The sequence below is a fragment of the Paenibacillus sp. J22P143 genome, from assembly GCF_059692035.1.
This window is the reverse complement of record NZ_JCAUAQ010000021.1, coordinates 44194-69700: the sequence shown is the minus strand read 5'-3', so window position 1 is coordinate 69700 and position 25507 is coordinate 44194. Positions and strand designations below refer to the sequence as shown.

Sequence of the window (25507 nt, the reverse complement as noted above, 5' to 3'; positions counted from 1 at the left end):
AATCATTTCAGTCGAATTAAAAAATCCAAGATACCCAAAATGCTAGAATCACTAAAGTGAAAATAACAGTGATTGGGATGACGGTAACAGTTACCTTCAAGTATTGGCCCCAGCTAAGTTTCACTTTTCCTTTTTTGATAATGTGCATCCACATGATGGTTGCAAGTGTTCCTATTGGTAAGATGAGGGAACCGATATCACTGCCAATTACACTAGCCAGATAAGAAATTTTTAAGGTAAGGGGATCAAGACCCATGTTCGTCAAGGTTAATGTTCCTACCATCAATGCAGGATGATTGTTGAATAAATTCGATAAAATAGTAAGCAGAATTCCCATCATTACACTTGCATGCACTAAACTACCAGAAACGAGAGGTTGCATAAGATGGATGAGCATCTGAGTTAATCCGATATTATTCAAACCATATATAATCACATACATACTGAAGGCGAACACGAGTATATACCAAGGCGTCTTTCTAATCATGTCTGTAGGTGCAATTTTCAAATAATACCAACGCCATCCCAGCAGGAGTGCAGAACCAATAACAGCCATTAATGGAACTGGAAAATGAATGAAAGAGGCAACAAATAGGCTTATACGTACGCTGAATACAAAAATCAAGATATTCCGCATGAACTTATTTTGATTCTCTCTCGGAATCGGTGATGCAATTTCTTTCAGCGGATGCGTTTGATTTAAGGGTATCAATTTAATTCCTGGTAGTTTTCGTGGTATTACGCGATAAAAACTGATATATAGAAGGAATGTAAGGAGGATCAGACCAAGTGAAGCAGGGACAAACATCATCGCTGTGTGCATATAGAGGTCCATATGAACAATTTTCAAGGCAATTAAATTTACAATATTGCTAACGCCAATAGGTGCGCTAGAAGCAGTTGCAATTAATGCGCCGGAGAGTAGGTAAGGAATTTTTTGGTGGTTTTTAAGGCCTAGTTGATGAAGCAGCATAAGTAAGATCGGCGTTGTAATTAATATACTGCCGTCGTTGTTTACAAAAAGGGTCATCAGAAAACAAAATAAGTTTGTGTACCAGAAAAGGCGTATGCCTGATCCTCTTGCTCGTTCTAGAAGTTTCTCAGCAGCCCAATTAAAAAAACCAAAACTTTCTAAAACAATTGCCATAACAATCGTTGCCATAATGGTTACGGCTGCTCCACCAATGGTTTCGGTTATTTTACCTAAATCAGATATTGTAACACTGCCGCTAAGAAGGACAAGTACGGCACCCACCGTTGCTGGAATAGCTTCATTTACATTAGGTCGAAAGATAATGAAAGTAATGGTGCATAGAAACGACAAAATGGTGATAGGAATCATAAATTCTTGCAGCATCTTAATTCAACCTCTTTTCGATAAAGTAAACTAAGATCTTAATTATCATGTCTGCTATCTCTCTAGTTCACTGTACGAACCACTTGTTGAGTTACGATTTTCTAGTTGTTTCTCCTTCCATGATAGTTGTCTTATAGTTTCATTAGCATAATATGTACAAATTACGTAGGGGGGACTAGTTGTTTATACTATTTCTTCACTTTTCCACTAATGATAGGGTTAAAATGACGCGATTCAGTACAACCGGGAAGGCGGCAAAGTTACCATCTCGTTGGAAGTGAGTCTGCAGAAGATATCCTTCACGGTTAGCGATACAGGTATTGGCATCGAAGAGGAGCATCTGCCGCGGATATTAGAACGCTTTTACCGGATGGATAAAGCACGGACTCGGCGGTCGGAGGGCAATGGCCTCGGGCTTGCGATCGCCAAACAAATTGTTGATGCGCACCGCGCAAAGATTGAAGTGTGGAGTGAGCCGCAGATCGGTACAACTTTTCGTGTAACTCTTCCGAATGTTTCAGATTCTTTTCAGAATGTTCCCGTATCTTAAACCTTGTAGCCTCCGGAATAAAAGGAAGGCAAACTCATAGAAGGAAGGAATTAACCGATGAAGAAAAATTGGAAACTTGCAGGCGCAGCGCTGCTAATCGCGATTGCTGTGCCGGTAACCGCATTTGCGGCGGACAATCTAAACGGCAAGTCGCTGGAGGACAAGAAGAAGGAAAGCTATGCAGTTGATCAAAAGACAAAGCCAGCTGGTAAACAAGGAGAGAGGCCAAATCCAGACAAAAACAAAGGGATTAACTTGGATTTGCAAACAATCGGTTCATCAAAGCTCGGTCTAGATCAAGCAGCCTTCGAACAAGCACAGAAAGACGGCAAGTCGCTCGCAGACATCGCCAAAGAAAAAGGCAAAGAACTTCAACCACTGATTGATGCGCTAACAAATGAAATTAGTGATATGATTCAGGCTAATCTGGGCCCTAAGGAGCTTACAGCTGAGCAGAAGGAGAATGTGAAAAAGAAGGCTGCTATGGAGGCAGAGCGCATTTTCACAATACCTCTCAACAAGGAGAGTGATAAGCAGCAGGGTAACGACTGGAATCTAGCAGCGGCTTTGAATTTGCTCGACATTGACAAAGCGACTTTCGCTGAGCAAGTCCAAGCAGGCAAATCATTCACAGACATTGCAAAGGATCACAGCGTATCCCGTCAGCAACTAATTGATGCATTGTTGTCCGATGTAAACAATAAAATCGCTGATGTAAAAACAAAAGGCGACATTACACAGGAACAAGCAGATCAGAAGAAGCTAGCTGTACTTAAGGAAGTTGAAGATTTCGTCGATCATACACAGACGATGTCTAAAAAACAAGAGAAGAAATAAGATGGGATGAAGCCTGCCGGAGACGGCGGCTATTCCGTGATAATGAGGTCAGCCATACTACTGGTTGGCCTATTTTTTGCATTATTTCATTGACGTAACGGTCTAAACCACCTATACTGACCATGATTCTCATTCTCAAATTATGCTAGAATTAAACCCAAAGAGGGTAGAACAGATATGTTAAAGAAGAAACAAGTTGTTCGTTTGATCGCGATCGTTCTGGTCGTTTGTTCCATTGTTTTAACATGGCAATGGTTTGATTCAAAAGAATGGCTCAGCGATGTAGAGCTGCTTTTCCATCAACCGAAGTGGCTGGTTTTCATGGTCATCATCTACCTAGCTTCCTTTCTCCTCAAAGCGGCAGCTTGGCGCATATATGCGGGACAAGAGGTTAAATTCGCGGTCTATTTTCACGCCATTAGCTACAGTTTGCTCGTGAACCATGTGCTTCCAATCAAGGTGGGCGATGGTGTTCGAACTGGCTTATTAATGAAAAATGGCGGGAAGTCATGGGAGGATGCACTCCATTCCGTAGCGGTTATGCGCCTGCTGGATATGCTTGTGCTTGCGGCCATTGGGGGCATAGGCATCATCCGGATGGGTTTGCCTTCTTCATGGATGTGGGTGACTCTGCTGACTTCTGGCACAGTGATTCTTGCAACTGCTCATTACTTGCCTTTAATAAGAAGAATCCCATTTATCGTCAAACACTCGGCTTATTTTCAGATGAAAATGCTTTCGATCAAAGGGCTCGTCATTCTGGGCTTAATCACGCTAAGCTGGGTGCTGGAAGCGGGGATTATCTTCGCTGTGGTCCAAATGATCGGTTTGCAGCTGGGCAGTATTTCACTCGTATGGGCTAATAGCATGACGATTGCAGGGCAAATTTTTCATATTACACCTGGGGGCATTGGTACCTACGAAAGTACGATGAGCGGCTCGCTGGCCTTACTAGGTGTAGATGGGAAAGATGCGTATAGAGCGGCGCTTTTGTCGCATACGTTTAAATTTCTTTTTGCCTATTCGTTAGGCGGCTATTCGCTGCTGCGGATGCCTTTACATTGGCGAGAAATGAAAGCTTGGATTAGCCGAGTTACCGGGCAGACCAAGTCACCATCACATAGCAAAGAACGGAAGGAAGATTAAAATGAAAAAAGCTTCATCCTTTGAAATCGTTGCAGCTCGCTGCTGGAACTTGTTAAATGAGGGAAAACCGTTTACACCGATCTTCGTTGTTGGGGTTTTCCTACTTTACCATATCGGCGTATGGTCCGATCCTAGTTTTTGGAGTGCGGCTGGTTTAGGGCTGCTCGTAACGCTTCCTATATTTGTGCTGTATTATTGCTTCGATTTCCCACTCTTTTTACGCAATTATTTATGGATGCCGCTGATTGCTGCACTTCTCATTTGGGAACGAAATGGTTTCTCGCTGTATTTGCTAGCATTAGGGTTGTTTTACTTCTTTACGATTTATTTCTGGGGCACGTTTTACTACCATTTGCGCATTGGTACGACATGGTGGAATTTCACACGCTTCTGGAAGCTTGTCCTGAAAAATAGTGACTCGACGAGCGGCAATGCGCAGGAGCAGATGCCTAAGTTTTTGCTGTTGCTGTTCGTATGGAGCCATTATTACCGGCAGTTTGAGGCTGGTGTTTCTGCTGATGTGGGAACAGGGCTGCTTTTTGCAGGCGGCTTGTTGATTTACGCATTCATTCTTCACCGCTACTTATTCGACTGGAAACCTGCTGAAATTCCTACCTACACACGAGATTCAAGCGCTGTACAAGCTGGCGGAGAAGCTTTGAATCAAAAGGTCATCGTTATCGTTGTAGACGGCATGCGCAAAGAACGTTTTGAGGAAGCAGACGCACCCTTTATGAAGAAACTGCGAGCAGAAGGTACCGAATATGCCCAAATGGAGACGGTATATCCGGCGCGTACGGTTGTGTGTTTCTCCTCGATGTTCACAGGTACATATCCACGCGAGCACGGCATTCGCTCCAATATGGTGTGGAGGCTGGGCATTCGGGTTGAGAGTATTTTCGATTCGCTGCGTAAAGTGGGGAAAAAAGGCCGTTTGCTGGGGATCGCACACTTAATCGACTCCATGGGAGACGACGTAGAGAGTGTGACTGCTGTCATGCACAACGATGTTGCGGATCGTAACATTATTGAACGGGCCAAGAAGATTATGGCGGAGCAAAATCCAGACTTACTCGTTGCCCAATTAATCGGGGTTGACCAAACAGGTCACAGCCGAGGTGTTCTCTATGATGATTACACGCAGAAAATTGCCGAAGCGGATCAATTAATTGAAGAGTTCGTCGGCTGGCTCGAAGAGCGCGGTATGATGGCGAATACAACACTAATCATCTGTGCGGATCACGGTCAGGCAGACGGCATTGGCGGACATGGGCATCTCGACGAAGGTGAGCGTTACGTGCCATTCTTCCTGCATGGTCCCACCATCGAAGCGGGTCGCCGCATTGATGAGAAGCATTCACTCGTATCCATGGCGCCGACGCTGGCTTACTTGCTAGGAGCACCCTTCCCAAGCCATAGTCGTGGACCTGTTCTAACGGAGGCTATCAAGCATCATGACTAAGAAAAAAATCATCGTTTTCATGCCTGCACATAATGAAGAAGACAATATCAGCGGAGTCATTGCCCGCGTTCCGAGAGACTTCCACCCACAGTATGAGGTGGAGGTGCTCGTGATCGACGATGGGTCCAAGGACCGCACCGTCCAAGTCGCGCGCGAAGCGGGGGCCGACCACATTGTGTCGTTCCCGCACAATCGCGGGCTCGGCGCAGCCGTTCGCGAAGGGCTGAAGCAATGCTGCCTGCTCGGCGGCGACATTGGCATCATGATCGATGCGGATAATGAGTATCCGCCGGAGCAAATCCCGGACGTCCTTGCGCCCATCATACTCGGGCGCGCCGACTATACCTTTGGCTCACGCTTCAAAGGCCAAATTCAAGGGATGAAGCTGCATCGCCGCTTAGGCAACTATACCTTTACGCTGCTGCAGGCGATCTTGCTGCGCAGATGGATTTACGACGGCCAGTCGGGGATGCGCGGATTCTCGCGCGATGCGATGGAGAATGCCGTCATTATTCATGACTACAACTATGCCCAGGTGCTCACGATTAATCTGGTTCGCCAGGGCTACCGGTTAGAGGAGATTCCGATCTCGTACCAAGTTCGGACCAAAGGCCAATCCTTCATCAAGTTCAGACAGTATGTGTCTTCCGTGCTTCCGGCGATTTATAAAGAAATGAGACGTCCCGTCTCCAAAAAGCGCCAAGTCACTCTCCAGATGCATCGAGATGAAGCGAGCATATGACACGTAATGCGGTGTTATTGGCTCTGTTCGCAGCTGCGGTTATTGCCGGTGTGACCTGCCTTAGTCTGCTATACGCGAGCCCCTATGTGCGCACGTGGGACGAGGTAGACTTTACGCTGGCTCTGCATCGGTATGATTTACTCGCCATGCAGCCTCATTTTCCTGGATATCCCTACTTTATTCTGGGTGGTTGGTTTATTAACCAATGGATGAATAATGCTGTAATGGCTTTATCCGTTTTCAACACCCTAGCGGCTATAAGCTCCGCGATTCCTATGTATTTATTAGCACATCGACTGACGGGCAGCGGGATCAAAAGTCTTTTACTGCCCGCACTCGTATTAAGCAGCCCCTACATTTGGCTGATGTCCTCGCGTCCGATGTCGGAATGCGCAGGCATGGCCTTGCTGTGGTGGTTTCTTTGGAGTATCCGCTTTGCGATGGATCGCCCGAGTTCAGCGCTTCGCCATGGATTAGCGCTGCTTATGTTCAGCTTTTTAATGGGCACACGCCTGTCTTTCTTTCCCTTCGGTTTAGCCTTAGTTCCGCTTTGGTATTCCTTATGGAAGCAGGGGGCGATAGGTTGGAGGAGGTGGCTTCGAATAGGAGGCTCAGCTCTGGCTGCGGGGCTGTTTCAGTTGATTTGGGTAGCTGGCTTGGTGCTTTCCGAAGGCAACGTAGCTGGCTTTTGGAAGCTATCCTTAGCATTCGTAGAAGGCCATTTCTCTGAATGGGGAGGTGGTGTGATCTCAATGCCAATGCCGATAGGAGAACGAATCATCCAGCTCATCGGGCATAATTTACTAGGTTCAGCCCTTTTTGGCGGTTCTATTATCATTGGTGTGTGTTTTGCCGTTATGTATGTACTTACTTTGGTGGTTCGGAGATTTGCCGCAGTTCCTATGGAGCTTAATAAAAAGAACAAGCACTATCTAATCTGGCTGGCAGGTTGTGCTGCCTTTTATACCGTATGGGCGTTAATGGGTCAAAATATTGAAAAACCACGTCATATCGTTCCTGTCGTTGCGCCAATCTTGATTTTCTTATTTGTTTATATGATACGAATCGCAGAAGCTGTGAAGGCATCGGATCCTAAGACACGGTTGCTAAAAATAGCGCCGAATCTCATGTATCTTCTCCTCATAGGCTTCATAGCTGTACAAGTTGTCTATGGCTCTCAGCTCTTGAAAAGGCAAGCGGTAGACGAACCGGCAGTCTATCAGTTGCATGACTATCTAAGCAGCTTGCAGGAGCCCCTCATCCTGTTTACATGGGAAGAAACGAGAGTACTTCAGTACTTGCAGGCTGATTATGAACATGAACGCATTTATACGTATGGGTACTTTCAAGCATTGGCGAGTGCTAATTCGGAACGCCGAGTCTTCCTGACGGATCACGTCGTCCAAGGCTTTGCTTCGCAAGGCAAATTGGTGGAGGAGCATCTGAAGAAGGTTGCTGAGTTTACATCGGATCCACTGTTTGACCCCGCGTATGGACACGTCATTGTATATGAGTGGATTCGGTAGTTATCCTTGCAATCAATATGTAGAAAATGTGAACAAATTGTAATATAGCTAAGATTACCTTGTTAAATAATGGTTGACAGTTCATCGGACAATGATTATCATTATCAATGACATTGAGAATCAAATTCATAGCAGGGGTGAAGATATGAAACGATGGCTACTAGCCGGATTGACGATTGTTCTCGCGGCATTATTAATCCTGCCGACTTCCGCGCTGGCCTATTCTTACGGTGATGCGAATACCGAAGATGTCGCTGAAACCTTTAAACTGGTGCAAGCCAGTATTGGGGATGGGGCGAATGATTGGGGATCAGCTGAAGCTGCCTATACAGAGAGAAGAGCAGAAATCGTATCGCATTTTGGTGAAGAAGTAGGCACCACGTTAGATGCTAATTTCCAGGCTAAAGACAATAAATTAGTCATTGCTAATTTCAAAGCTATCCTCGTCATGAACTTGGATCGTCGATTCACGTATGCTGGGCAGGGAATCGATGATTATGCGGGGGCAAAGCTTCTATTGGCTAAAGCCAAGGCGACCTACGATACCCTAGAGCCCTACATGGGGACAGGTAAAGCGGAGATCGACAAGGCATTTGATGCTGCTCTCGACGCACTGGGTAATCCAGGGTTGTTCGGAGTTGGGAAGAAGCCAGTGCAGCCAACTGTGTTTAAGGAGAAGGTCGATTTTATCTATGGTAAGGTAAAGCCGCTATTTCCTTATAAAGCTTTCACTGCACCAGCGGCTACAAGTGCGCCGACGCCGGTTGCTAAACCGGAAGAGACGCCAAAGACAGAACCAGTTGTGAAGGCAGAGGTTAGCCCTAAGCAAGAACAACCTGCTGTATCGAAAGATACCAAGCCGGCAGAAACGAAGGCGCCTGATACAGCTGCAGCTGTGGAGACGAAGGCACCTGAGCCGTCTGCATCCGCATCGGCAAGTCCATCACCGACACCGACTGCTGAAGCCGCTAAGCCTACAGCAACAGTAGAAGCGCCTGCTAAAGCAACAGAGGCAGCAAGTGCAACTGCGAAGCCTGAGCCAGTGAAAGAAGCATCTGGACATGCAGCGATGCAGCGCACAGATAAAACGAATCCATGGGTCAGCGTTGCTGTCATCGGTGGGGTTATCGTTTTACTTGGCGGGGCCGTATGGTTTGCACGCAAACGAAAGTGGATTTAACCGTAAGGTCAACCAATAAATTGAGAAGAATAGAGGAGAAACTTATCATGCGTAAATTTTTAACTGTAGTACTAAGTGCATCAATCGCTTTATCTAGTGTTGTTACTGTATCATCCGTTGCTTTTGCAGAAAGCAAATTTCAAATCACTGAGGATCAATCAATCTCAGCTAAATTGCAATCATTCACAGATATTAAGGCGCTTTTCACAGACAAAACCGATCTTGCAAATGTTAAGAAATTATACGTAGATAAATTCCAATCCGATGTAAAACGCCTAGATGCGAACATCAAAGCCGATGATCCTAAAATGGATGCTACTATCTTGCTTACTTTGGATGCTGCCATTAAAGGTGACTTGCCAGTTGGACCAGCGAAAGAAGCAATCGACAAGGGCTTGCAATGGTATTTCTTCTTCGCGCTGCGTGATCTGATGAGCAATCAAGTACGTCCTGCTTTGACGAAAGGTGACGTTGCTGGAGCAACAGCAGCATTCGATAAAGTGGTTCAAATCTATGAAGGCGCACTTCAACCTAACGTTGTAAAACGTGATACGAAGTTTAGCTTGAACATGGTTGCACTTTTGAAAACAACGATTGAGCTAATCCAAAAAGATATCAAAGATAACAACTTGAATGACTTCAACTTCCACCGTCAAATCCTTGACAAAACTTTGATCAAAAACTATGCGCTCGCAGCGTATACATACGCAGGAAATGTTGGTTTGGCAGCACTAGCTGACCAATCAAAAGCGATCACAGAAGGCTACTTCCTCTTCATGCCTGTTTACACATACCTTAAAGGTGGAAGCCCAGCTGACGCTGACTTCGTCAAAAATGCATTCGCTTCAGGCGATGCTAGCAAAATCAAACAAGTTGAAGTCGGCGATGCCCTTCAACGCACAATGATCGGTAAAGTATCCGAATACCTTAACCAAGTTATTGTTAAACAAGAAGCTAACGATCTGCAAGGCGCTCGTGGATATGTGGCTGAAGGTACGATGTTCCTTGCTAGCCAAGAAGTTTTCTTAGGTAAAGAGAAGTATGCGGCTGCAAGTGTTGCAGCTACGAAATTAACTGAAGCTGTTGATAAGTCCGATGTTGCTGCTACGAAAGCTTCTATTTTTGAAATCGTAAAATTCCTCGTTGACAAAGATGGTTCCAGCTTAAAAGTTGGCGACAAAGGTTATACAGTAAATGGCGCTGTTTACGCAGCTGAGAATGCTCCGTTCATCAATCAAGAAAGCGGTCGTACGTTAGTACCGGTTCGTGTTATTGCTCAAGCGATTCAAGCTGAAGTTGAATGGGTTGAAGCTACGAAAACTATTGTTATTACGAAAGCAGGCAAGAAAACAGAAATCGTGGCAGGTTCCGATCAAGTTGTGGAAAATGGAAAAGTGAATGAGAAGGTCAAATTGGATCAGCCGGTTGTTCTTCAAAACGGCAGCTCCTTCATTCCATTGCGTGCAGTAGCTGAGTTGTTCAGTTATGGCGTATTCTACCAAAACGGTGACATCATTATCCTTCGTTAATCATTTCGTTTATATGGGAGACACTTGTGCTGCATAAGCGCAAGTGTCTTTCAATGTTCAGATATGTAAGGTAGAGAATAGGGGGCAGATCATGGATTTACAGGCATTTCTCATTACGTTTCGCGAAGCGCTGGAAGCCATTCTCATTGTTGGTGTTATTCTTACCTATTTAACTCGGATCGATGCGATCCACTGGCATAAATGGGTATGGGTTGGCGTGTTTTTTGCTTTAATCGTTAGCTACGGCTTAGCGCTTGCTTTCCAGGTGCTGCTAACCGGATTTGCTAGTATGGGTAGTCAGAATTATTTGAAAATCGGGATTATGCTCGTTTCTTCCGGTCTACTAACACATATGATTATGTTCATGGGCAAGCAAAGCAGTGAGCTGCAAGGCAAGGTTCAGAGCAAGGTTGCTCATATTTTGACCATTGGCGGCGCCATTAATATGGTTGTTCATTCCTTCCTCGTTGTCGTGCGTGAAGGGGTAGAGACGGTATTCTTCTTCGCAGCCATTACAGGCGGCAACATTCAGAAGGCACTCGAAAGCTGGGGCGCGCTATTCGGGCTTATTTTAGCGGTAGTGGTAGGACTTCTCTTTTTTAAAGGTACGAAGAAAATTCGTCTGGGTACGTTTTTCCGCATAACCGCTGTGTTTCTGATGATGATATCCGCGGGACTGTTTGTTCAGGCCATTGGCATTATGCAGGATTTAGGGATTATGGGCAGTTTATATCGCACAGCAGGTCACCAGATTGGTGAGATCTACAATATTACAGCTTTGATGCCGGAGCATCCCATTGATGGTGTACAATATCTCCGTGATTATGGGAAAGAGCCGCTGATTAACGGCCAAGTAGGTATTTTCTTCAAAGCCTTCCTGGGGTATACGCAGAATCCTTCATTGGAAGAATTCGTTGGTTACTGGGGATATTACTTCGTAGTATTCATCCTTCTGGCTGTTCAGAAGAAGCGTCAGGCACAGGAACAGATCCAAGAAGAGAAAGTGGCAGCTTAACATATGTAGAATTGGTTATGAATGGATTTTCAACATGAGGAGCAGGATAATGATGAAGATTGGCATTGTTGGATATGGCCATGTGGGCAAAGCAATTCATGCTTTATTCCCAAAGGCTGCTGTATATGATGCACCTCTTCAGATGGGCAGTCAAGATGAGGTGAATGCATGTGATATGGTATTCGTCTGTGTTCCGACTCCATCGCTGCCTAGTGGGAAATGCGATACCTCCATTGTGGAAGAAGTTATTGGTTGGCTGACGGCGAAAGTGCTTGTCATTCGTTCGACGATTCCCGTTGGCTTCACTGATGCTATGAAGGAACGAACAGGGAAGAGGATCGTGTTCCAACCCGAATATTACGGGGAAACTGTGGATCATCACTTTGCGGATCTGCGTCATCGGACATGGCTCACTTTAGGCGGTGCTTCTGCAGATGCTAGCCTTGTCATACGTGCGTATCAACAAGTGTATAACGCTGAAGTGAGGATTAGGCTGACAGATGCCCGTACAGCCGAAATGGCGAAGTACATGGAGAATTGTTTCCTTGCTATGAAAGTGTCGTTTTGCAATGAATTCTATGATATTGCTGGCGCTCACGGCATTGATTATAATGAGCTGCGCGAAGTTTGGCTGGAGGACCCTCGAATTGGGCGAAGTCATACGTTTGTCTATGAGGATAACCGCGGCTATGGGGGCAAATGTCTGCCCAAGGATGTTCACGCACTCATCAGCATGGCAGAGGATAAGGACGTGAATGTCGACTTAATGAGATCGGTTCAGCAGAAAAATAACCGACTTACCCATTTGACGGAGTGAAATTTGTCTAAAAATAACAATTTATGGACCTACAGCTGAGTGCTGCAGGTCTTTATTAGTAATTATTCATAAATCCGATAAGACTTCTTTGCTGCACTTCTTGTCCTAGACCTTATAACTATCATATAATAGTAAATAAATATTTTAATCGATAAGCATATATGGATCCAGAATAGGAAAGGTGTGAGACTAGGTCGCGCCATGGCTTGCTGTAGCGTTAAGCAGGAGCGCCTACATCCTTTCTGCAAATTTTAGGGTATAAGGATGGTAATAATGAGCAACGGAGAAACTAAAACAGACGTCATCTTAATTGGTGCCGGGATCATGAGTGCGACTTTAGGGACGCTTCTGAAAGAATTAGTACCGGAATGGGAAATCAAAGTGTTTGAGAAGCTCGAAAGTGCAGGAGAAGAAAGCTCTAACGAATGGAATAATGCAGGAACAGGACACGCGGCACTGTGCGAGCTTAACTACACGGTCGAAAAACCAGACGGTTCCATAGATATTAGCAAAGCTATTCAAATTAATGAACAGTTTCAGCATTCCATGCAGTTTTGGTCTTATCTTGTAAATAGCAAGCTAATACGTAATCCGCAAGACTTTATCATGCCATTGCCTCATATGAGTATGGTACAAGGGAAACAAAATGTAACATTTTTGAAGAAACGCTATGAAGCGATGTCCAATAATTCGCTGTTTCAAGGGATGGAATTTTCCGATGACCCTAACAAGCTGATGGAATGGATTCCGCTAATTATACAAGATCGTCCATCGAATGAACTCATAGCGGCAACAAAGATCGACTCCGGCACGGATGTTAACTTTGGTGCTTTAACGCGCATCTTGTTTGACCACTTGAAGAGTAAAAACGTCGATATTCAATACAAGCATAGCGTTGACAATTTGAGACGTACAAGCGATGGCTCGTGGGAATTGAAGGTACGTAACGACAACGGTATCGTCCAACGCCATACGGCCAAATTTGTCTTCATCGGAGGCGGTGGCGGGAGCTTGCATTTACTTCAAAAATCCGGTATTCCGGAAGGGAAAAATATTGGCGGATTCCCGGTGAGCGGAATCTTTATGGTATGTAATAATCCGGAGGTTGTAGCGCAGCATCATGCCAAAGTATACGGCAAAGCGAAGCTTGGAGCTCCGCCAATGTCTGTTCCGCATCTAGACACCAGATTTATCGATAATAAAAAATCATTGCTATTTGGACCGTTTGCTGGATTCTCACCAAAGTTTTTGAAAACCGGTTCCATGTTTGATTTGGTAACCTCCGTTAAACCGAATAATTTGGTAACGATGTTGTCGGCAGGTGCCAAAAACATGTCACTGACCAAATACCTGATCGAGCAAGTTATGTTATCGAAAGAAAAGCGCATGGATGAGTTACGAGAATTTATCCCGAGCGCCAAAACCGCGGATTGGGATTTAGTCGTAGCAGGCCAACGTGTGCAAGTTATCAAAGATACGGACGCTGGCAAAGGAACGCTTCAATTTGGTACGGAAGTTATTAGTTCCGCTGATGGCTCGATAGCTGCATTGCTCGGTGCTTCACCAGGCGCTTCTACCGCGGTATCCGTCATGCTTGAGTTAGTAAAGAAATGCTTCCCGCAACATATCAAAGAGTGGGAACCGAAAATAAAAGAAATGATTCCGTCGTATGGCGTTTCGCTCATGAAAAACCCAGAGATGATCCGCGAAATTCATACGTCAACAACGCGGACACTTGGTCTAAGCAAGCCGCTACAGGTTGCACGCCAAACGTAACATAAGTGAGTGTAATGAAAGGGGAGTCTGCTTCGCGGCAGAGCTCCTTTTTTTGTGTTTCTTTCAGGAACGGCTGCTACATCCCCATAAATTAGGATACATTTCGCTTAAAGTAGAGCATGTAAGCGCAAACAAAAATTCGATAAGATTACTAATATCAACCCGCAGCCGAATAATGTAAGCGTATTTTTAATCGCTGCAGCAGTCTCTTTTATTAGTAAAGGAAATGACTTGGTAAGGGTGAAGCTCTCACAACAAGCGTAAAAATACGATATAATCGATTGATTTTGCAAACGAAATATAGAAAAAAATCGAAAGGGGTACTACAGAATGAAAAAGAATTTAGTGATTGTTTCTCTTGCGGTTATCATGATTACGGGGGCATTGACCGGATGTAGCAGTTCCGAGAATAAGAAAACTTCAACTGGCGCATCGGTTTCAAGCGAGCCGACTAAATTAAAGGTGCTTCTCATACAACCAGGCGATCTGCCTAAAGTGGATTTAAACAAAGCGAAGGAAGATATCGAGAAACGCGGCAATGTCAAGCTTGACATCGAACTGGCGATCGAAGATGTATACAAAGATAAAATCAGCTTGGCAATGGCTAATTCGTCAGCCTACGACCTTATTCTGTTTGACAACGGAAAAGACAGCGTGTTTGCCAACTACGTGAAACAGGGCGCTTTCCATGACCTTACCCCCTATCTGAAAGACAAGAAGAATCTAAGCCTGATTCCTGAAGTCACTTGGACCCAGACGAAGGTTGACAATAAAGTATACGGTATCCCTCGCCCACGTGGAATGTATGGTGCGCAGGGAATCATCGCGATACGTAAAGACTGGCTGGACAAGTACGGTTTGAAAACGCCGGAGACCCTGAACGATTTTACCCAAGTAATGAAAACGTTCAAGGAGAAGGATCCAGCTGGTGGAGGGAAGACCGTGCCGATCGTCACCTATCCTACAAACGCGTATACGGTTTTCGGTTGGCTCGCACCGGTTCAGTTCGCAGAAGGTATGCCTAACGGATGGAAAATCGAGAATGGCGTTCCTAAGCATGCGATTCAAACACCGGAATATTTGAAATATTTGGATTGGGTAAAGCAATCGTGGAAGGATGGACTTTTCGACAAGAACGCCCCTGTATTAAAGTCCTCTCAGGCCCAGGCTCAATATATTTCAGGTGTTGTCGGAACCAGAGCCACGAATGTATCGGAATTGAATGACAGCCAGAACGGCAGCTTGGCCCAAATTCGTAAAGCCGATCCCAACGCGAACTTGGAACTCATTCCTTTGTTGAAGGGCCCAGATGGAAAAGGCGGTATACAGAAAGCTGGCGGTTATTATGGATTATGGGCGATTCCGAGTACGACGCCAAAAGACAAGGTTCAGAAAATTGTCGATTATCTTGATTTCACGGCTAGTGAGGAAAATCAACCCTTCGCCGTAACAGGGGTAATCGGTACGCACTCTACAAGTTATAAGGACGGCAAGTTGGAGCAGTCACCTGAGCAGCTAAAACTGTTCAAGGAAGAACAGCCGAGCCTCTGGTCGCTTGAAAATCGTTATGATCCCTATATATACGTCAAAGCAGACGCTTCTGCTCCGGTCAGAGGAATCATGAAAAACATCACTGACAGTTATGAGAAAGTCGGCATAGTGAATCCATTCGATGGTATGATATCGGATACGAATGCCAAAAATCCAGACAATATGAATAAGCTCAGTACTGCCGCATTGAAATACATCATCGGAGAAGGCACACTCGACTCGGTAAAGGCCGAAATCGGAAATTGGGAGAAAGCATACGGCATCCAGATTGCCAAGGAGTATATGGAGCAGTATAACGCCCAGAAAAAGTAAGGCGTTCTAAGAGAATTGTCCTCTGTCCTCTGGACGCAGGGGGCAATTCTCTTTCTTCTACATGATGCATGGAGAAGATCATAAAAGAGGATACAGTTCTAGTAACGAAGGACATTTGAAAGGCTATTAAAGCGTTGTACGATAAGACTATATCAGGAATGAAGGAGGGGAGAAGATGGGTGTATATCAGGGCGAACAATCGGGGCTACAAATGAAAGCGAATTCTTTTAGAGCAGCAGAAAAGTCTTTATTTAAGAAAAATGCAAAAAAATACATGCCGTTTTATTTGCTGGCTGCTCCGGGAATGATCTATTTTATTTTGTTTAAATACTTTCCGATGTGGGGCATCTTGCTCGCATTCCAAGACTATAGCCCGTTTTTGGGTTTTTGGAAAAGTCCGTGGGTAGGCTTCGAGCATTTTCAAGAATTTTTCACTAATGAATCGTTCTTTCTTCTACTAAAGAACACGCTGATGTTAAGCCTCTATAATTTAGCGTTTTACTTTCCTTTTGTCATTTTTTTTGCGATTATGCTGAGCGAGCTGCGCTTCGTGTTGATGAGAAGAATCGTGCAGACACTTGTCTATTTGCCGCATTTTCTTTCCTGGGTCGTAGTTGTAGCGATTACACTCATTTTCTTCGGGCCGTCCGGTGTCATTAACCATTATTTAGGGGAAGGCCAAGAATTAGGATTCATGACGAGCAATGAGTGGTTTCGGCCGCTCGCGGTATTTCAGGGAATTTGGAAGGAAGCGGGTTGGGGAACGATCATCTTTCTTGCGGCGATTGCAGGCGTGAATCCCGACCTTTATGAAGCAGCCAAGATGGACGGTGCCGGAAGATGGCAGCGAATATGGCATGTTACCCTTCCTGGCATCAGGAGCACTATAATCATATTACTAGTGCTGCGCATCGGCAGCATTATGGAATCGAACTTCATGCAGGTATTTCTGATGAGCAACCAGCTTAATCAAGAAGTCTCCGACGTTTTCGAACTGTATGTGTACCGGGTAGGCATAACCCAGTCCCAATTCAGCTACGGAATTGCAGCAGGATTGTTCAATTCGGTAATCGGATTTATCATGGTTGTCCTCAGTAACTATTTTGCCAAAAAAGCGGGAGAAGACGGCGTGTTCTAAGCCAGATCGAGGTGCTAATGTGCGAGTAAAGGATAAATTCACCTTTTTCGATGTAACCAACTTTTATTTTATGCTGTTATTCAGCTTGATCGTGCTCCTTCCATTCTTATACATCGTGGCCGTTTCGTTAAGTGGCGGCGGAGAATCGATTGGAGGACAATTTTTTCTAATACCGAAAGAATTTTCCTTAGAGGGATATAAATATTTACTATCAACGAGTCGATTCCCACGTGCAATTGGTAATACGATTTATATCACAGTAGTCGGAACGGCCATCAATTTGCTATTCTCTGCAACGCTCGCTTATGCACTGTCCAAAAAGTTTTTGCCGGGAAGACGTGCGATGATGTTAATCATTTTTTTTACTATGCTCTTCTCGGCCGGACTAATACCTAATTATTTGCTGATAAAATCGCTAGGACTGTTGGATACTTACTGGGCGTTGTTACTGCCGGGTGCAACGAACGCTTTTACGATAATGGTCATGAAAACATTTTTCCAGGGACTTCCAGAAAGCTTGGATGAGGCGGCACGAATGGACGGAGCGGGGGAAGTTCGGATCTTATGGTCGGTCGTGCTGCCGCTTTCCATGCCGGTTATGGCGACATTCGGTCTTATGTTCATGGTCGGTCACTGGAATGAGTTCTTCGGAGCCGTCATTTATTTGAGCAAGAGCAGTATGTGGACGGTTCAGGTGCTGTTAAGGCAAATGATTATTGTTGGCACAGCAAATATCAATAATGAATATAGCTTGGATGAAAAAAATGCCGCTCAGCTTGGCGACAGCATCAAAATGGCAGCCATCATCTTATCTATGATCCCTATCGTAGTTATTTATCCGTTTTTGCAAAAATATTTCGTGCAGGGATCCATGCTGGGATCGATTAAAGAATAGGTTGTCTTATCATATTTTTAGAAGGTAGAAGGCCCCATGTTGAGGTATAATGAGGCTTAAAAAGGTGGCGATGGCAGGATGAGAGCTTCGTTTTTAAGCTTTTTACGAAGAAGTTTTTTTGTGAAAGTTATCTTTATATTGTTTCTCGTTTCTGTCGTTCCCCTGCTTATTTTCGCTTATTTGACTATAACCCTCTCCAATCAAACGGTCATAGACAAAGTCAAGATACTCAATTTGCAGGTCGTGAACCAAATCATGGGGCGTATCGATACAACGATGTCCCGCATGCAGCAAGTTAGCTCTCAATACGGAATATCGCCAAGTATTATTAATTTAATGGATTCGCAAAAGGACTTTTTCAATTATGTCATACAAAATCAGGAGCTGCAGCGGGTATTGGATACGGGCAAAACGGCAATCGGGGACATCGACGATATCGCACTCTATTCAGTCGAGTCCGGCGAAGTGGTCACTTCACTCGACCCGATTGTTCCGCTGAAACAATCGCGTTACGCTGAACTGATTGAACGATTTGAGCAATCGAGCAAGCCATTTTTTTTGGTCGTTGACCAGAATGACAAAGATTCCTTTTTGCAAAACAACAGCTTTTTCATGCGTAAAGTACCGTATTCCAATGGGTACGGCTTTAAAGGAGTTTTAATAATCACTCTGTCGAACAATGCGTTGAAGCAAACGATTCAGAACATCGATTTGGGACCGGAAGGTGCGATCTATATCCTTTCCCCAGACAGGAAAGTAATCGCCTCGACTAGCAGTGAAGATTCATTTGTACTGACCAAACATATCGGGCAGCTTCTGGACAGCTGGGAGCAAAGGGGACGGAGCGATCAATTCACATTAGGGCACTCGCTTGTATCCGTGAAACAATCGAAAGATTTTCACGAATGGATTATCGTCTCGGAAATTCCGGATACGCATTTGTCGGAGAGCACGCATTTTATTACAAAATCCGCCTTGATCGCGCTATTCGTGCTGATGCTGCTCGGTTTGATCGTTTCATTGACAATAGGATACAGCCTGTATAGCCCTCTGAAACGGCTTAAACATCATATGCAGCTTATCCAGAAGGGGGATTTTACAACGCAAGACACGAAGTATCCAAACAACGAAATCGGCGATTTAGGTGTAATGTTGAACAAGACGGCCTCCCGACTGCAATTGCTTATGGAGGAATTACAGAAGTCGGAGGAATTGAAGCGACGCAATGAAATCCGCGTGCTGCAATCGCAAATCAACCCGCACTTGATGTACAACACCTTGAACACGATCAGCGTATTCGCCACGCTACGGGATTATAACAAAATCAAGTCGATGATGCGCAGTCTGATCTCGATCCTGCGCTATTCGATGGAAAATTACGAACAACTCGTTCCGCTTTCCCGGGAGTTGAAATATTTAGCCGATTATGTGAGCATGATTCAGCTGCGGTACGATCGTCGTATTATCCTGAAATTAGAGGTAGAAGAGCTTCTAAACGAAATGCTCATTCCAAAATTACTTCTGCAGCCTTTGATCGAAAATTCACTGTTCCATGGTATTTTGGCCAAGGAGGACGATGAAGGGGTAATAATCGTTCGGGCTGTACAGGTTTCGGAAGAAAAAGTCCTGCTGCAAATCGAAGATAACGGCATAGGAATTGATCCGGATCGGCTGAAAGCACTCAACACTAATTTGGTACTAGGTCTGCCGGGTGAGAGCATCGGCGTGAAAAACGTCTGGGAGCGGGTTAGATTGCTCTATGGCGAGCAAGCGGTATTTCAAATTCATAGCAGTGAGAACGGAACGGTTGTGTCTATCTTCATTCCTAGCGTGAGACTGGACTTCGAAAGAGAGGATACTTCATTATATGACACCATATAAAGTGATGATTGTCGAGGACGAGAAGCCGGCTCGCGAAGTGTATAAGCAGATGATCACCGAGGAACACGGTCTGTTCCATGTTGTGGGGGAGGCGACTAACGGGGAAAAGGGGTTGCTGTTGTGTAAAGAGCACAAACCCCATTTTCTGGTCACCGATATCACGATGCCAGTTATGGATGGAATCGAGATGATGGTTGAGCTCACCAAGCTGGAACAGGAAATGCCACTCATGGTCATATTAAGTTGCCATAGCGACTTTCACCTCGCGCAAAAGGCGATCGAACTAGGTGCTTCGTCGTATTTGTTAAAGGAAGATTGCTTGGCACAAGATACGTTGCTTGCCGAAACGTTAAAGAAGCTTATACCTAAGCTGGAAGAGCGCGTTTATGCTTCGCTCAAAATGGATGAGCGCACGTCGATCAGTGATCCCGTCCCTGGGCACCCGAACGATGTCATGAAAGATGTCATTCGGCAGCTGCAAGCTGATGTTAGCAGGTCTTATCGCATGGAAGCAATGGCCGCACAAGCCGGCTACAGCGCACCTTATTTCAGCGCCATGTTCAAAAAAACAACTGGCCGAACGTTTACTCAATATATTATGGAGCTGCGGGTCAATAAAGCCAAGCAACTGATTACTTCTTCAAATCTTCGGACAAACGAAATCGCTGAGATGGTCGGGCTGGAAAATTACCGCCACTTCAATAAAATTTTCAAACGAATAGTTGGGATGAATCCGAGCGATTATCGTAATGCGCGTTAAAAGAACAACGGGGAAAACAGGTAGTACGGGTGAACGGTTGAACTTGAAAACCGTTCTCCCAATTGAGACTGTAGCGACAAATGGAGGTCATGATAACATGGAAAACCAAGTAGAATCTGGTCCACGAGTAAGCGATTATGAATTTTTCAAGTCGATCAATATAAACTTGCCGGGTCTTGAGGATGTAAAGAAAGCGGTCGAAAGCGAAGATTTCGGAAAGGCTCGCCAATTATTTGCGGAACATGTGCGTAAATCTTTGCGTCCGGATCTGTATTTCCAGATCCCGCCTCACGAACTGCAAAACATGTATTATCTCCCGGGAGAGACGTTGGAAGAAACGGGCGAGCGCATTTTATCTTTAGAGCTTGTCTCTTGCGGCATGCCCCACCAATTCTCTGGAATGGTGGACTGGTCCATCAATCCTACTTTCAATCAATATTTGGAATGGACCTGGCAGTTGAACCGCCATTGGGAATGGGAGGTACTGGCGAAGCGTTACCGAGAAACGGGAACTGAAAAATTTGCCGAGGGACTCGTTAACTTGTTTACTAGTTGGGTCAAGCAGGTCGTTGTGCCAGAAAGTGGGCCGGGATATGGATGGCGGACGATCGAATGCGGGCTGCGTATGGGCAATGCCTGGCCGTACGCACTTCACGCCTGTTACCGTTCTCCCCATTTCACCGACGATGTGTTGATCGATTGGTATAAATCCTTGTTGGAGCATGCTATGCGGCTCCGCCACCATCACCGGCAAGGCAACTGGCTGCTTATGGAGATGAATGGTCTGTCCCACATCGGCGTACTTTGTCCCGAATTTAGGGAAGCGGAAAACTGGAAACATTATGCTCAGGAGATGCTGATCAATGAATTGAACAGACAACTATACCCGGACGGATTTCAGTTCGAATTGAGCACGAATTATCACGAAGTTACTTTAGTAAACTATTTTCAAGTTATTCAGTTGTATGAAGCATACGGACTCCCGATTGCTACCGAACTTATTATCGCACTCGAAAATGCCTGCTCACTCAATGTCAAGCTGATGATGCCAGACGGTCGTTTGCCGGATTTGAACGACGGCCGCTGGCTGAAGGTTTCGGATGCACCTTCCATGCCTGAGGCGGTACGGCGATATCCACATCGGTACGATTTTCTTTGGGCATTAACGAAAGGGCAAGAAGGGAAACCTCCGATTGAAACATCCGTACCATTAACCTACAGTGGGTACTATGTCATGCGAAACGGTTGGGACCAACAAGCTGTATGGGCGATGCTTGACGCGGGGCCCTTCGGGAGGGGTCACCAACATGAGGATAAATTGAATTTGCTGATTCATGCCTACGGTAAGCTATTACTAACCGAAGGAGGCAATTACGCTTATGACACATCTGAGATGCGGAGCTATGTAGAGTCCACCCGCTCTCACAATACGGTCCGTGTAGATGGATCGGATCAAAACCGGAGGGTCGCTTACCAGTGGAAGGAGGAAGACATCCATTTACCGGCAGACGCGATATGGCATTCCTCTGACAATTCCGATTATGTTCATGGAACCTATGACGAAGGTTATGGCGATGAGGCACATATCAGGGTTACGCACAACCGAAGCGTACTATTTCTGAAAAACCATCCGCTCGTCGCTCCATGTTTTCTGGTGATCGATAGGCTAACGCCGCAAGACGAATTTGAGCATAACTATGAATTCTTATGGCATCTGGATAGTGAATCGGCGGTTGTTCAGGGGTTGAAGAGTGTTACTTTAAACGATGAAGGTCCGAATCTGACCTTAGTGACTAACCAAATGGATAATCTGGCAGGCAAAATCGTTCAAGGGCAAACCGAACCGGAGTGGCAAGGGTGGAAAAACACCGATACTTTTGCGCAAGGGGCATATGCGCCTGCTCCTACGGTTGTGTACAATTTGACGGCAGAGGGACCAGTTCGTGTAGTTACCCTGTTGTTTCCGACAAACGCGGGAGAAAAGTGCCCGGTAGCAGAAGTTGAAGCCTCGGGAGACGTTCGCGATCGGCAAATCCGGCTGAACCTGCAAAACGGTCAATCGATTGTGATTGATGAAAACGAATATTCAAAAAATGTTATGTAACCCTTCCAGAGTTGAATCATACATTTTTTTCATATTGCCAAAGGGGTGTTTAAGTGATTAAAAACAAATTTGCAGCCCAGTTGTTCACGCTTCGCAACGAGTTGGAGCAGGATTTTCCGGGCGTAATTCGCGAGCTGAAAAAAATGGGATGGGCCGGCGTGCAAATTTCTGGTCTGCGCGGCTACAAAGCCGAAGAAATCGCAGCGGTATTGAAGGAAACGGAGCTCGGCACCGCGGGTATGCATATCGGGCTTGATCGGTTCCGTGGCGAGCTTGACTCGGTTATGGAGGAAGCGCGTCTTTTTGGCACGAAAGACTTGATTTTGCCGTATATTCCGGTTCGCAGCGAAGAAGGTTTTCGGGCGACCCGCAGTGAAATGAACGAAATCGCGCGAAAGATTGCTCCGCAAGGCTACCGGATCAGTTACCACAACCACGCTTGGGAGTTCGATACGGTGATCGAAGGTAAATCGGCACTTGAATTTTTGCTGGAGCCTTCCGCAGACAATGCGCTGCTTGCCGAAATCGACGTCTTCTGGGTAAAAAAAGGCGGTAGAGATCCGGTCTCGTTCATCGCTCCTTACGTGAACCGGATGCCAATCATTCACTTAAAAGATATGACGAATGACGAACGGCAAACATTCGCCGAAATCGGCACAGGTGTCATCGACTTTGCGCCGATTTTGGCTTGGGGCGAGCGGAACGGCATCGAATGGTATTGCGTCGAACAGGACGAATGCCCGGGTAATCCGATGGACAGCCTGCAAATCAGCTTGAATAATTTGAACCTTCTCGCCGACCGGCTGGCGAAATAAGTTGGCCGATCGGCGGAAAGACAATCGAATAGATTCTTGAAAACCGTTCTCCTGATTGAGACTTAAGAGCCTAATGGAGGTCATAGTAGAATGGAAAACCAAGCACTTTTTGGTCCAAAAGTAAGCGATTACGAATTTTTTACCCGTTCGATCAATATGAACTTGCCGGGGCTTGAGGATGTAAAGAAAGCGGTCGAAAGCGAAGATTTCGGACAGGCGCGCCAATTATTTGCGGAACATGTTCGGAAAACTTTACGTCCAGATCTGTATTTCCGTATCTCGCGCCTTGAAATGCCAATCCAGATTTTTCTGCCTGGAGAGACGATAGAAGAAATGGGCAAACGCATCTTGTCTTTAAAGCTTGTATCTTGCGGCACGCCCCACCAATTCTCTGGATTGGTGGACTGGTCCGCCAATCCTACTTTCAATCAATATTTGGAGTGGACCTGGCAGCTCAACCGCCACTTGGAATGGGAAGTGCTGGCGAAGCGTTACCGGGAAACGGGAGACGAAAAATATGCCGAGGGACTCATTAACCTGTTTACCAGCTGGGTCAGGCAGGTCGTTGTGCCGGAAAGTGGACCGGGATACGGGTGGCGGACAATCGAGTGCGGTATCCGTATGGGCTTTGCCTGGCCTTACGCGCTTCACGCCTGTTACCGTTCTCCCCATTTCACCGACGATGTGTTGATCGATTGGTATAAATCCTTGTTGGAACATGCTATGCGGCTCCGCCACCATCACCGGCAAGGCAACTGGCTGCTTATGGAGATGAATGGCCTGTCCCACGTCGGCGTAATTTGTCCCGAATTTAGGGAAGCGGAGAACTGGGTACATTATGCTCAGGAGATGCTGATCAAAGAATTGAACATACAACTATACCCGGACGGATTCCAATACGAATTGAGCACGAATTATCACGAGGTCGTGTTAATTAATTATTTTCAAGTCATTCAGTTATATGAAGCATACGGGCGCTCGATTGCTCCCGAACTTGTTCATGCACTCGAAAATGCCTGCTCCGTCCATGTCAAGCTGATGATGCCGGACGGTCGGTTGCCGGATTTGAACGACGGCCGCTGGCTGAAAGTGTCGGCCTCTGCTTCCATGTCCGAGGCGACACGGCGATATCCGCACCGGCACGATTTTCTTTGGGCATTAACGGAAGGGCAAGAAGGGAAACCGCCGATTGAAACGTCCATACCATTTCCCTACAGCGGATACTATGTCATGCGAAACGGTTGGGACCGGCAAGCCGTATGGGCGATGTTCGACGCGGGGCCCTTCGGGCATGGCCACCAGCATGAGGATAAATTGAATCTGCTGATTCATGCCTACGGTAAGCTATTGCTAACCGAAGGCGGCAATTACGCCTATGACGAATCCGAAATGCGGTGCTATGTGGAGTCAACCCGCTCACATAATACGGTCCGTGTAGACGGATCGGATCAAAACCGGAGAGTCGCTTACCAGTGGAAGGAGGAAGACATCCTTTTGCCGGCAGGCGCGAAATGGCATTCCTCCGAAACTTTCGATTATGTTCAAGGAACCTATGGCGAAGGCTACGGCGTTCAGGCGCAGATCAGGGTCACGCACAGTCGAAGCGTACTGTTCTTGAAAAACCATCCTCTTGTATCTCCATGCTTCCTGGTTATCGATAGGCTGAAACCGCAAGATGAAAAATCGCACAGCTATGAATTTTTATGGCATCTGCAAAGTGAACAGGCGGTTACTCAAGGTTTGAAGAGTGTTACCTTGAACGATGAAGGACCGAATCTGACCCTAATAACGAACCGAATGGAAAATCTGGCTGGCAAAATCGTTCAAGGGCAAACCGAACCGGAGTGGCAAGGGTGGCAAAACACCCCTATCCTTGCGCAAGGGGAATATGCGCCTGCTCCTACGGTTGTGTACGATTTGACGGCAGAGGGACCAGTTCGTGTAGTTACACTGTTGTTTCCGACAAACGAAGGAGAAAAGTGCCCGGTAGCGGAAGTTGAAGCCTCGGGAGACGTTCGCGATCGGCAAATCCGGCTGAACCTGCAAAACGGTCAATCGATTGTGATAGATGAAAACGAATATTCAAAAAATGTTATGTAACCCTTGCAGCGTTA

20 protein-coding genes are annotated in these 25507 nt (G+C 45.8%); 19 read left to right on the top strand and 1 reads right to left on the bottom strand.

The window, feature by feature from the left end; all coding sequences use genetic code 11:
- Window positions 1-16 precede the first annotated feature (16 nt).
- Window positions 17-1357 carry an ArsB/NhaD family transporter gene (locus AC58PQ_RS22655; RefSeq protein WP_497245575.1) on the bottom strand — a complete coding sequence of 447 codons (1341 nt, stop codon included), beginning with the start codon at window positions 1355-1357 and terminating at the stop codon, window positions 17-19.
- A gap of 232 nt (window positions 1358-1589) precedes the next feature.
- Here AC58PQ_RS22655 and AC58PQ_RS22650 point away from each other — a divergent pair, with 232 nt between their 5' ends.
- The 19 genes from AC58PQ_RS22650 to AC58PQ_RS22560 all read left to right on the top strand — a co-directional run bounded on the left by AC58PQ_RS22650 (window position 1590) and on the right by AC58PQ_RS22560 (window position 25493).
- Window positions 1590-1907, top strand: coding sequence for a sensor histidine kinase (locus AC58PQ_RS22650; RefSeq protein WP_497245639.1), 318 nt, complete (start codon window positions 1590-1592; stop codon window positions 1905-1907).
- A gap of 57 nt (window positions 1908-1964) precedes the next feature.
- Window positions 1965-2744, top strand: coding sequence for a hypothetical protein (locus AC58PQ_RS22645; RefSeq protein WP_497245573.1), 780 nt, complete (start codon window positions 1965-1967; stop codon window positions 2742-2744).
- Between the two features lie 177 nt (window positions 2745-2921).
- The gene (locus tag AC58PQ_RS22640; RefSeq protein ID WP_497245571.1) at window positions 2922-3890 is read left to right on the top strand and encodes a lysylphosphatidylglycerol synthase transmembrane domain-containing protein; all 969 of its coding nucleotides are present in this window, start codon (window positions 2922-2924) and stop codon (window positions 3888-3890) included.
- A gap of 1 nt (window position 3891) precedes the next feature.
- Window positions 3892-5352 (top strand): alkaline phosphatase family protein, encoded by a 1461-nt coding sequence (locus AC58PQ_RS22635; RefSeq protein WP_497245569.1) that lies wholly within the window; start codon window positions 3892-3894, stop codon window positions 5350-5352.
- Window positions 5345-6094: a glycosyltransferase family 2 protein gene (locus AC58PQ_RS22630; RefSeq protein WP_497245567.1), complete on the top strand. Its 750-nt coding sequence runs from the start codon at window positions 5345-5347 to the stop codon at window positions 6092-6094. The genes AC58PQ_RS22635 and AC58PQ_RS22630 overlap by 8 nt, the downstream gene beginning before the upstream one ends.
- Complete coding sequence (locus tag AC58PQ_RS22625) at window positions 6091-7620, top strand: hypothetical protein (RefSeq protein ID WP_497245565.1); 1530 nt, start codon at window positions 6091-6093, stop codon at window positions 7618-7620. The genes AC58PQ_RS22630 and AC58PQ_RS22625 overlap by 4 nt, the downstream gene beginning before the upstream one ends.
- 145 nt (window positions 7621-7765) lie before the next feature.
- Window positions 7766-8800 carry a hypothetical protein gene (locus AC58PQ_RS22620; protein WP_497245563.1) on the top strand — a complete coding sequence of 345 codons (1035 nt, stop codon included), beginning with the start codon at window positions 7766-7768 and terminating at the stop codon, window positions 8798-8800.
- 47 nt (window positions 8801-8847) lie between these two features.
- Window positions 8848-10329, top strand: a complete 1482-nt coding sequence (locus AC58PQ_RS22615; protein ID WP_497245561.1) for a copper amine oxidase N-terminal domain-containing protein — start codon at window positions 8848-8850, stop codon at window positions 10327-10329.
- Between the two features lie 91 nt (window positions 10330-10420).
- Window positions 10421-11344, top strand: coding sequence for an FTR1 family iron permease (locus tag AC58PQ_RS22610; protein ID WP_497245559.1), 924 nt, complete (start codon window positions 10421-10423; stop codon window positions 11342-11344).
- Window positions 11345-11393: 49 nt separating this feature from the next.
- Window positions 11394-12161, top strand: coding sequence for a Rossmann-fold NAD(P)-binding domain-containing protein (locus AC58PQ_RS22605; protein ID WP_497245557.1), 768 nt, complete (start codon window positions 11394-11396; stop codon window positions 12159-12161).
- 273 nt (window positions 12162-12434) lie between these two features.
- Window positions 12435-13937, top strand: a complete 1503-nt coding sequence (locus AC58PQ_RS22600; protein WP_497245555.1) for a malate:quinone oxidoreductase — start codon at window positions 12435-12437, stop codon at window positions 13935-13937.
- A gap of 330 nt (window positions 13938-14267) precedes the next feature.
- Window positions 14268-15800: a type 2 periplasmic-binding domain-containing protein gene (locus AC58PQ_RS22595; RefSeq protein ID WP_497245553.1), complete on the top strand. Its 1533-nt coding sequence runs from the start codon at window positions 14268-14270 to the stop codon at window positions 15798-15800.
- 175 nt (window positions 15801-15975) lie between these two features.
- Window positions 15976-16938, top strand: a complete 963-nt coding sequence (locus AC58PQ_RS22590) for an ABC transporter permease (RefSeq protein WP_497245551.1) — start codon at window positions 15976-15978, stop codon at window positions 16936-16938.
- A gap of 19 nt (window positions 16939-16957) precedes the next feature.
- A complete protein-coding gene (locus tag AC58PQ_RS22585) occupies window positions 16958-17833 on the top strand; it encodes a carbohydrate ABC transporter permease (RefSeq protein WP_497245549.1) in 876 nt (291 codons plus the stop codon).
- Window positions 17834-17911: 78 nt separating this feature from the next.
- Window positions 17912-19714 (top strand): sensor histidine kinase, encoded by a 1803-nt coding sequence (locus AC58PQ_RS22580; RefSeq protein WP_497245547.1) that lies wholly within the window; start codon window positions 17912-17914, stop codon window positions 19712-19714.
- Window positions 19701-20474 (top strand): response regulator transcription factor, encoded by a 774-nt coding sequence (locus AC58PQ_RS22575; protein WP_497245545.1) that lies wholly within the window; start codon window positions 19701-19703, stop codon window positions 20472-20474. The genes AC58PQ_RS22580 and AC58PQ_RS22575 overlap by 14 nt, the downstream gene beginning before the upstream one ends.
- Before the next feature lie 97 nt (window positions 20475-20571).
- Window positions 20572-22578, top strand: coding sequence for an alginate lyase family protein (locus tag AC58PQ_RS22570; protein WP_497245543.1), 2007 nt, complete (start codon window positions 20572-20574; stop codon window positions 22576-22578).
- Window positions 22579-22631: 53 nt separating this feature from the next.
- Complete coding sequence (locus AC58PQ_RS22565; RefSeq protein ID WP_497245541.1) at window positions 22632-23393, top strand: sugar phosphate isomerase/epimerase family protein; 762 nt, start codon at window positions 22632-22634, stop codon at window positions 23391-23393.
- A gap of 90 nt (window positions 23394-23483) precedes the next feature.
- On the top strand, window positions 23484-25493 hold the full coding sequence (locus AC58PQ_RS22560; RefSeq protein WP_497245539.1) for an alginate lyase family protein: 2010 nt from the start codon (window positions 23484-23486) through the stop codon (window positions 25491-25493).
- Window positions 25494-25507: the final 14 nt, after the last annotated feature.

What these genes read in the sequence shown, in the direction of transcription:
- AC58PQ_RS22610 (WP_497245559.1), top strand. Translation starts at nt 10,421, where the DNA reads ATGGATTTACAGGCATTTCTCATTACGTTTCGCGAAGCGCTGGAAGCC.
- AC58PQ_RS22570 (WP_497245543.1), top strand. Translation starts at nt 20,572, where the DNA reads ATGGAAAACCAAGTAGAATCTGGTCCACGAGTAAGCGATTATGAATTT.
- AC58PQ_RS22645 (WP_497245573.1), top strand. Translation starts at nt 1,965, where the DNA reads ATGAAGAAAAATTGGAAACTTGCAGGCGCAGCGCTGCTAATCGCGATT.
- AC58PQ_RS22620 (WP_497245563.1), top strand. Translation starts at nt 7,766, where the DNA reads ATGAAACGATGGCTACTAGCCGGATTGACGATTGTTCTCGCGGCATTA.
- AC58PQ_RS22615 (WP_497245561.1), top strand. Translation starts at nt 8,848, where the DNA reads ATGCGTAAATTTTTAACTGTAGTACTAAGTGCATCAATCGCTTTATCT.
- AC58PQ_RS22600 (WP_497245555.1), top strand. Translation starts at nt 12,435, where the DNA reads ATGAGCAACGGAGAAACTAAAACAGACGTCATCTTAATTGGTGCCGGG.
- AC58PQ_RS22595 (WP_497245553.1), top strand. Translation starts at nt 14,268, where the DNA reads ATGAAAAAGAATTTAGTGATTGTTTCTCTTGCGGTTATCATGATTACG.
- AC58PQ_RS22640 (WP_497245571.1), top strand. Translation starts at nt 2,922, where the DNA reads ATGTTAAAGAAGAAACAAGTTGTTCGTTTGATCGCGATCGTTCTGGTC.
- AC58PQ_RS22560 (WP_497245539.1), top strand. Translation starts at nt 23,484, where the DNA reads ATGGAAAACCAAGCACTTTTTGGTCCAAAAGTAAGCGATTACGAATTT.
- AC58PQ_RS22580 (WP_497245547.1), top strand. Translation starts at nt 17,912, where the DNA reads ATGAGAGCTTCGTTTTTAAGCTTTTTACGAAGAAGTTTTTTTGTGAAA.
- AC58PQ_RS22575 (WP_497245545.1), top strand. Translation starts at nt 19,701, where the DNA reads ATGACACCATATAAAGTGATGATTGTCGAGGACGAGAAGCCGGCTCGC.
- AC58PQ_RS22655 (WP_497245575.1), bottom strand. Translation starts at nt 1,357, where the DNA reads ATGCTGCAAGAATTTATGATTCCTATCACCATTTTGTCGTTTCTATGC.
- AC58PQ_RS22630 (WP_497245567.1), top strand. Translation starts at nt 5,345, where the DNA reads ATGACTAAGAAAAAAATCATCGTTTTCATGCCTGCACATAATGAAGAA.
- AC58PQ_RS22590 (WP_497245551.1), top strand. Translation starts at nt 15,976, where the DNA reads ATGGGTGTATATCAGGGCGAACAATCGGGGCTACAAATGAAAGCGAAT.
- AC58PQ_RS22625 (WP_497245565.1), top strand. Translation starts at nt 6,091, where the DNA reads ATGACACGTAATGCGGTGTTATTGGCTCTGTTCGCAGCTGCGGTTATT.
- AC58PQ_RS22635 (WP_497245569.1), top strand. Translation starts at nt 3,892, where the DNA reads ATGAAAAAAGCTTCATCCTTTGAAATCGTTGCAGCTCGCTGCTGGAAC.
- AC58PQ_RS22605 (WP_497245557.1), top strand. Translation starts at nt 11,394, where the DNA reads ATGATGAAGATTGGCATTGTTGGATATGGCCATGTGGGCAAAGCAATT.